The organism is Aquabacterium sp. (genome assembly GCF_014378415.1).
Lineage (GTDB): Bacteria > Pseudomonadota > Gammaproteobacteria > Burkholderiales > Burkholderiaceae_C > Aquabacterium.
Window position 1 is genome coordinate 1 of sequence record NZ_JACMNS010000033.1, and the last position, 5,723, is coordinate 5,723.

Below are 5,723 nucleotides of genomic sequence, written 5' to 3' on the forward strand. Positions count from 1 at the left end.
CCAATTTGCTTGGGCACGGTGCCATCCAGTGCGGCCCGCTTGTGGCCTTCTGCAATGGTGGGGCGCAACAAGGTGCCCAGCAGGGCGGCCAGGAACAGCGCGCTGGTCACGGTGAGGGTTCGTAAGCTGATTTTCATGCTTGCTTTGACAGGTAATCTTGATAAGCAAGACGAATGCCATCTTCAAGAGATGTGCTGGCGCGCCAACCCAGGCCCGTCATTCGAGAAACGTCCATCAACTTGCGGGGGGTACCGTCTGGTTTGGTGGTGTCGAAACTCAAGTCGCCTTTAAAGCCGACCACTTTGACCACGGTTTCGGCCAGCTGCCGGATCGTGACATCAGTGCCCGTGCCAATGTTGACCAAGGGGCCGTCATACCCCTGGTTCATCAGGTAGACGCAGGCATCGGCCAGGTCGTCTGCGTACATGAACTCGCGCATGGGGGTGCCCGTGCCCCAGACCAACAGGCAAGCGTCGCCGCCTTGCTTGGCCTCGTGGGCTTTGCGGATCAATGCTGGTAGCACGTGGCTGTTGTTGAGGTCGTAGTTGTCGTTCAGCCCATAAAGATTGGTGGGCATGACGCTGATGTACTGGCGTGCGTATTGGTGGTTATAGCTTTCGCACAATTTGATGCCGGCAATCTTGGCGATGGCGTAGGGCTCGTTGGTGGGTTCGAGTTCGCCGGTCAGCAGGCTTTCCTCTCGCAATGGCTGGGGCGCCTGCTTGGGGTAAATGCAGCTGGAGCCCAGGAACATCATTCTTTGCACATTGGCCAAGTGCGCAGCGTGGATGAGGTTGGCTTCAATCATCAGGTTTTGATAGATGAAGTCGGCCCGGTAGGTGTTGTTGGCCTGGATGCCGCCCACTTTGGCCGCCGCTACAAAGGTGTAGTCGGGCTTTTCGCCCTGCATGAAGGCTTGAACGGCCTGTTGGTTGAGCAGGTCAAGCTCGTTGCGGCTACGCGTGATGATCTTGGTGTGGCCAGCAGCTTGCAGTCGGCGGACGATGGCCGACCCCACCATGCCGCGGTGTCCGGCGACAAATATCTTGGCAGATTGATTCATTGGGGATTGGCTTGCGGTAAAGCAGGGGGTTCTTTGAAAAATCGACCCAAAACGGCATCAACGCCGATGGTCAGGATGGTGGCCATCATGAAGAGCAGGATGCCGGCGAAGCCGTGCACAAATCCCTGGCCAGCTTCGTCGCCAAAATAGTAGGTGACCAGCACCAGAACGATGACGCGCAACGTATTGGAGATGAAGGAGATGGGGATGATCAGTGCGGCCAGCATCACATTGCGGAGATGGTTGGTGTGCTTAGCCACGCTGAGGTAAAAAACGCCGATGGCCTCCAACGCGAAAATTGAGTTGATCCCCGCGCAGGCATCGGCCACCAGGAGTTGGTACTGGCCAATGGTGAGGGTGACGCCTCTGCGGCCAATCGGGTAGCCTGCCAGATGCAGTGCCCATTCCGCCACGTAGGACACCCCCGCCTTGAGCGGTGCGGTGATGGCGTCAACGATGGAGCCTGGCATCGGGACCAGGAACAACAAAAAGAACAGAGGGAACCACATGACTTTCAGCCCTGCACCACCTTTGTAGAGCATGAAAAGGCCTGCCAGGGCGGGAATTTGCGATGCGGTTTCGAATGCCAGAAGGTCTTGTGAGTGGCCGACCACGTAAAGCATCATGCCCAACACCAGCAAGATGGTGCCGGTGAAGCTGGCGTGGCGTTTGGGCAGGGCCATCAGGGTGGGCCAGCGTTGCCAGCCCAGCCACAACGTCAGGGCCAGCATGACGGGGCCATGGCCTTGGCCAACGATATTCCAGATGTTTTGATCAAGGGCGATGTACGTTGGCACGTACATGGTCAGCAGCCCAAGGGCCAGTACCCCCAGCTCAAGCTTGCTCGGGGTGCTGCTGTCAATGGGGAGGGCCAATGTGTGTGTGTTCATTGGTGATAAATGACCTGATTCTGCGAGAAAGGTTCCATGCGCTCCGAGACTGAGGCTGGCCCAGCCCCAGTTTAATCCGCCAAAAAAAAACCCCGCCGGTAGTGGGCAGGGCTTTTGTTAGCAACCGTAATTGCTGGGGCAGACGATCAGCCCTTTTGATGTTTGTGGTTTCGCCCAAACACCGAGCGGAAGATGAGCTTGGTCACGAAAACGCTGTTGGTTTCGAGGTAGCGGCGTGCCAGGCGGCGGGGCTCGCAGACAAAGCGGTAGAGCCATTCCAGGCCGCGCTGCTGCATCCAGACGGGGGCGCGGCGCAAGGTGCCAGCGTGGTAATCAAAGGCGGCGCCAACGCCCACCATGACGGCCTTGATGGTGCCGCGTTGTTCAGCCATCCAGGCTTCTTGCTTGGGGCAACCCAGGCCCACGAACACCACATGGGCGCCGCTGGCATTGATTTTTTGGGCGTATCCTGCTTCTTCTTTTTCCGTCAGCTTGCGGAAAGGGGGTGAGGTCATGCCGACAATTTTGAGCTTGGGGAACTGAGTCATCATCCGGTCACGCAACTTGACCAGGGTGTCGTCAACACTGCCGTAGAAAAACACTGACTGGCCACGGCGCTCGGCTTCAGCCAGGTAGCTCAGCATCAAATCGGGGCCGCTGATGCGTTGTTGCTTGGCAAAGCCTTCTTTGCGCATCATCCAGGCAATGGGGGCGCCATCGGGCAGGGCCATGTCGGCACCGTTGATGACGGCCGCGAATTGGGCGCTTTGGCTGCCGGTGACGACAGAATGCACATTGCACAATGTGACATAGCGAGATTGATGCTCGGCGCCCCAGTCGGCGATGCGGCTGATGGCTTCATCCCATGAGGTGGCGTCTATGAACGTGTCAAGGACGTACGCGCCGCTACGAATGATCTTCTTCTTCGCTTGATGTTTCAGGCCAACCAACACCTGTTCCCGCTCCAAGAACGACAGAGATGGATAACCGAAATTTGGATCTGGATGTCTCATGGGACGCCCACCAGGGGTTGTTGTTGATGTCCGTATCTTCTTGGACATATGGGCTAATTTTAGAGGAGGGGCCACAGGAGCCACTTCAGGGTTAGCGCTCGGTCAGGCCAAAAGCCGTGTCACAAAACGCAGGCATTTATCACGAAGTGGTTGGATGGAGTGCTTTTAATGAGGGAAGTTCCGGGGGTGATGCCTGGGTGACAATGTGGCGGGGTTGACCCGGGCGGCAGGATGGTCGTGGATGAGAGTTTTGATGGTGCACAACGCCTACCAGCAGCGGGGTGGCGAGGACAGCGTGGTCGAATCTGAGGTGGCTTTGCTGCGCGAGCATGGGCATGAGGTGCATGTCTATGAGCGTCACAACGACGAGGTTGGTCAAACACCAAAATGGCAGCTGGCGGCAGGAACGGTATGGTCGTCGCGGACGGTGCAAGACGTCCAGGCCCTGATTGCGGGGTTCAAGCCCGACGTCATGCATGTGCACAACACCATGCCCCTGGTGTCTCCGTCCGTCTATTGGGCGGCCCAAAAGCTGGGGGTCCCTGTGGTGCAGACCTTGCACAATTTCCGGCTTTTATGCCCTCAGGCGATGTTTGTGCGCGAGGGGCGGGTGTGCGAAGACTGCCTGGGAAAGGTGCCCTGGCGAGGGGTGCTTCACAAGTGCTACCGGGGGTCGCGCATTCAGTCTGCCGTGATGGCCGGGATGTTGACCACGCACCGTGTCCTGGGTACTTTTGCCACCAAGGTAGACAAATACATCGCGCTGAACGAGTTTTGCCGCGCCAAAATGATCGAAGGCGGGTTGGATGGTGCTCGCATCAGCGTCAAGCCCAATTTTGTGGATTGGCAGCCGGCGCCTCGGTGGGATCAGCGGGTTGGGGGCTTATACCTCGGGCGCCTGACGCCTGAAAAAGGGGTGGATGTGCTGCTGCGGGCTTTGGCGCGCCGGCCTGGTCTGCCCATGAGGGTAGTGGGTGGTGGCCCCATGGCGGAGGCCGTGGCGGGGGCTTCGGGGGTGAATTACCTGGGTTTTCTGCCTTTGGCCGAAATTTGGGGGCATTTGTCCGCAGCCGCCTACATGGTGGTGCCCAGCGTCTGGTACGAGGGATTTCCAAGAACTATCGTAGAGGCTTTTGCCAGCGGTGTTCCGGTGATTGCCAGCAGGCTGGGTTCGTTGGCCGAGGTGGTGACCGATGGCAAAACTGGTCTGCTCTTCAATCCGGGTGATGATGAGGATCTGGCGGTCAAATTAGCTTGGGCAGACGCGCACCCCCGGGAGATGATTCGCATGGGTCAGTCGGCCCGTGAAGAGTACGAGGCACGCTATACCCCAGATCGAAATTGTGCTGAATTGATTGAAATTTATCGGTCCGCCATGGCCCAATCAGGGTAATCCGATCGAACTTTTTGCGTGAATCGGTAACAATCACCGGTGCTGCCCCGGGTGGTAGCTTCATTGCTTTTATTTCTGCGGTCTATGGCTCAATCAGCACCAAATTCCGGGGCGTTTCCCAGCGCTCAATCGCCAGTCAAGTTTCCGGTTTGGTCGCTGGTCGCGTTTTGTCTGGCATTCGGGGTCATGTATGTGCCCACATTCACGACCCTGGCTCACACCACCTGGGCCACGGACGAGCAGGGGCACGGCCCTTTGATCCTGGCTGCCTGCGCTTGGTTGCTTTGGGGCATGCGCAACGATTTGTTCGGCCAGCCTGCCAAGCCGGCGCTGGTGCCTGGTTTTTTGCTGCTGGCGATCGGGCTGACGATGTACGTGGTGGGCCGTTCTCAGGGTGTCATCGAGTTTGAAGCAAGCTCTTTGCTTTTGGTCTTGGTGGCCTGCCTACTTTTGGTGCAGGGCTTTGCGGCTGTGCGTCGCGCTTGGTTTCCCTTTCTGTTCCTGCTGTTCATGGTGCCTTTGCCCGGTGCCTTTGTGCAGGCGTTGACCTTGCCACTCAAAAGCGCCGTGTCCATGGTGGCCGAGCAAGTGTTGTACTGGGCGGGTTATCCCATTGGCCGCACTGGTGTGATCCTGACGATCGGGCCATACCAATTGCTGGTGGCTGATGCATGCTCCGGGCTGAACTCCTTGTTCACCCTCGAAGCCTTGGGCTTGCTGTACATGAATATCATGAGCTACAAGTCCAAGACCCGCAATGTGATCCTGGCCGTTGGCATTGTTCCTATTTCCTTCGTCGCCAATGTCACTCGCGTGATCATATTGGTGTTGATCACCTATTACCTGGGTGACGAGGTGGGGCAGGGCTTTGCACATGAGTTTGCCGGCCTGGTGCTGTTCAGCGTGGCATTGGTGCTGACCTACGGGTTGGATCGTTTGCTCGCGGCTCGTTTTGACGACATGGGAGGTGCGCGCGATGGCCGCTGATTTGATGACTACCCAGACCAGCGTGTCCAGGCGTGTGCCTTTGGCGATTTTGCTGGCAGCCGGCCTGATGCTGGCAGGTGCGGCAGCTTCTGTCTGGCTGAAGCCCACCAAAATGATGGCCGATGGGAAACCGCCCGTGGTGCTGCACACCTTGGTGCCCGAGAGTTTTGGTGAGTGGCGCGTTGATCCGAGCATGGTCCCGGTGCTGCCCGATCCCACGGTGCAGAACAAACTGGACGCACTTTATTCCGAGACCCTCAACCGCACTTACATCAATCGGAGCGGTCAGCGGATCATGTTGTCGATTGCCTATGGACGCAATCAAAACTCGGAATCGACGGCGGCGCACCGCCCCGAGTTTTGTTATGTCTCCCAAG

Annotated in this window: 6 protein-coding genes; 3 read left to right on the top strand and 3 right to left on the bottom strand. The window is 58.0% G+C overall.

What is annotated here, in order from left to right; genetic code table 11:
- Positions 1 to 133: 133 nt before the first annotated feature.
- The 3 genes from H7225_RS03695 to H7225_RS03705 form a co-directional block, all read right to left on the bottom strand.
- Positions 134 to 1,063, bottom strand: coding sequence for a GDP-L-fucose synthase (locus H7225_RS03695; RefSeq protein ID WP_290659436.1), 930 nt, complete (start codon positions 1,061 to 1,063; stop codon positions 134 to 136).
- A complete protein-coding gene (gene xrtB / locus H7225_RS03700) occupies positions 1,060 to 1,938 on the bottom strand; it encodes an exosortase B (RefSeq protein WP_290659437.1) in 879 nt (292 codons plus the stop codon). Before xrtB (H7225_RS03700) ends, H7225_RS03695 begins: the two co-directional genes overlap by 4 nt.
- 161 nt (positions 1,939 to 2,099) lie before the next feature.
- Complete coding sequence (locus H7225_RS03705) at positions 2,100 to 2,906, bottom strand: WecB/TagA/CpsF family glycosyltransferase (RefSeq protein WP_290659438.1); 807 nt, start codon at positions 2,904 to 2,906, stop codon at positions 2,100 to 2,102.
- A 301-nt stretch (positions 2,907 to 3,207) separates the two neighbouring features.
- On the opposite strand from H7225_RS03705, the gene H7225_RS03710 reads away from it, so the two are divergent.
- The 3 genes from H7225_RS03710 to H7225_RS03720 all read left to right on the top strand — a co-directional run.
- Positions 3,208 to 4,359, top strand: coding sequence for a glycosyltransferase family 4 protein (locus H7225_RS03710; RefSeq protein WP_290659439.1), 1,152 nt, complete (start codon positions 3,208 to 3,210; stop codon positions 4,357 to 4,359).
- An 84-nt stretch (positions 4,360 to 4,443) separates the two neighbouring features.
- Complete coding sequence (xrtB, locus tag H7225_RS03715; protein ID WP_290659440.1) at positions 4,444 to 5,346, top strand: exosortase B; 903 nt, start codon at positions 4,444 to 4,446, stop codon at positions 5,344 to 5,346.
- Between the two features lie 40 nt (positions 5,347 to 5,386).
- On the top strand, positions 5,387 to 5,723 hold a 337-nt coding region (locus H7225_RS03720; protein ID WP_290659441.1), incomplete at its 3' end, for an exosortase C-terminal domain/associated protein EpsI.

Coding starts and splice junctions, on each gene's coding strand:
- H7225_RS03695 (WP_290659436.1), bottom strand. CDS start 1,063: ATGAATCAATCTGCCAAGATATTTGTCGCCGGACACCGCGGCATGGTG.
- H7225_RS03710 (WP_290659439.1), top strand. CDS start 3,208: ATGAGAGTTTTGATGGTGCACAACGCCTACCAGCAGCGGGGTGGCGAG.
- xrtB (WP_290659440.1), top strand. CDS start 4,444: ATGGCTCAATCAGCACCAAATTCCGGGGCGTTTCCCAGCGCTCAATCG.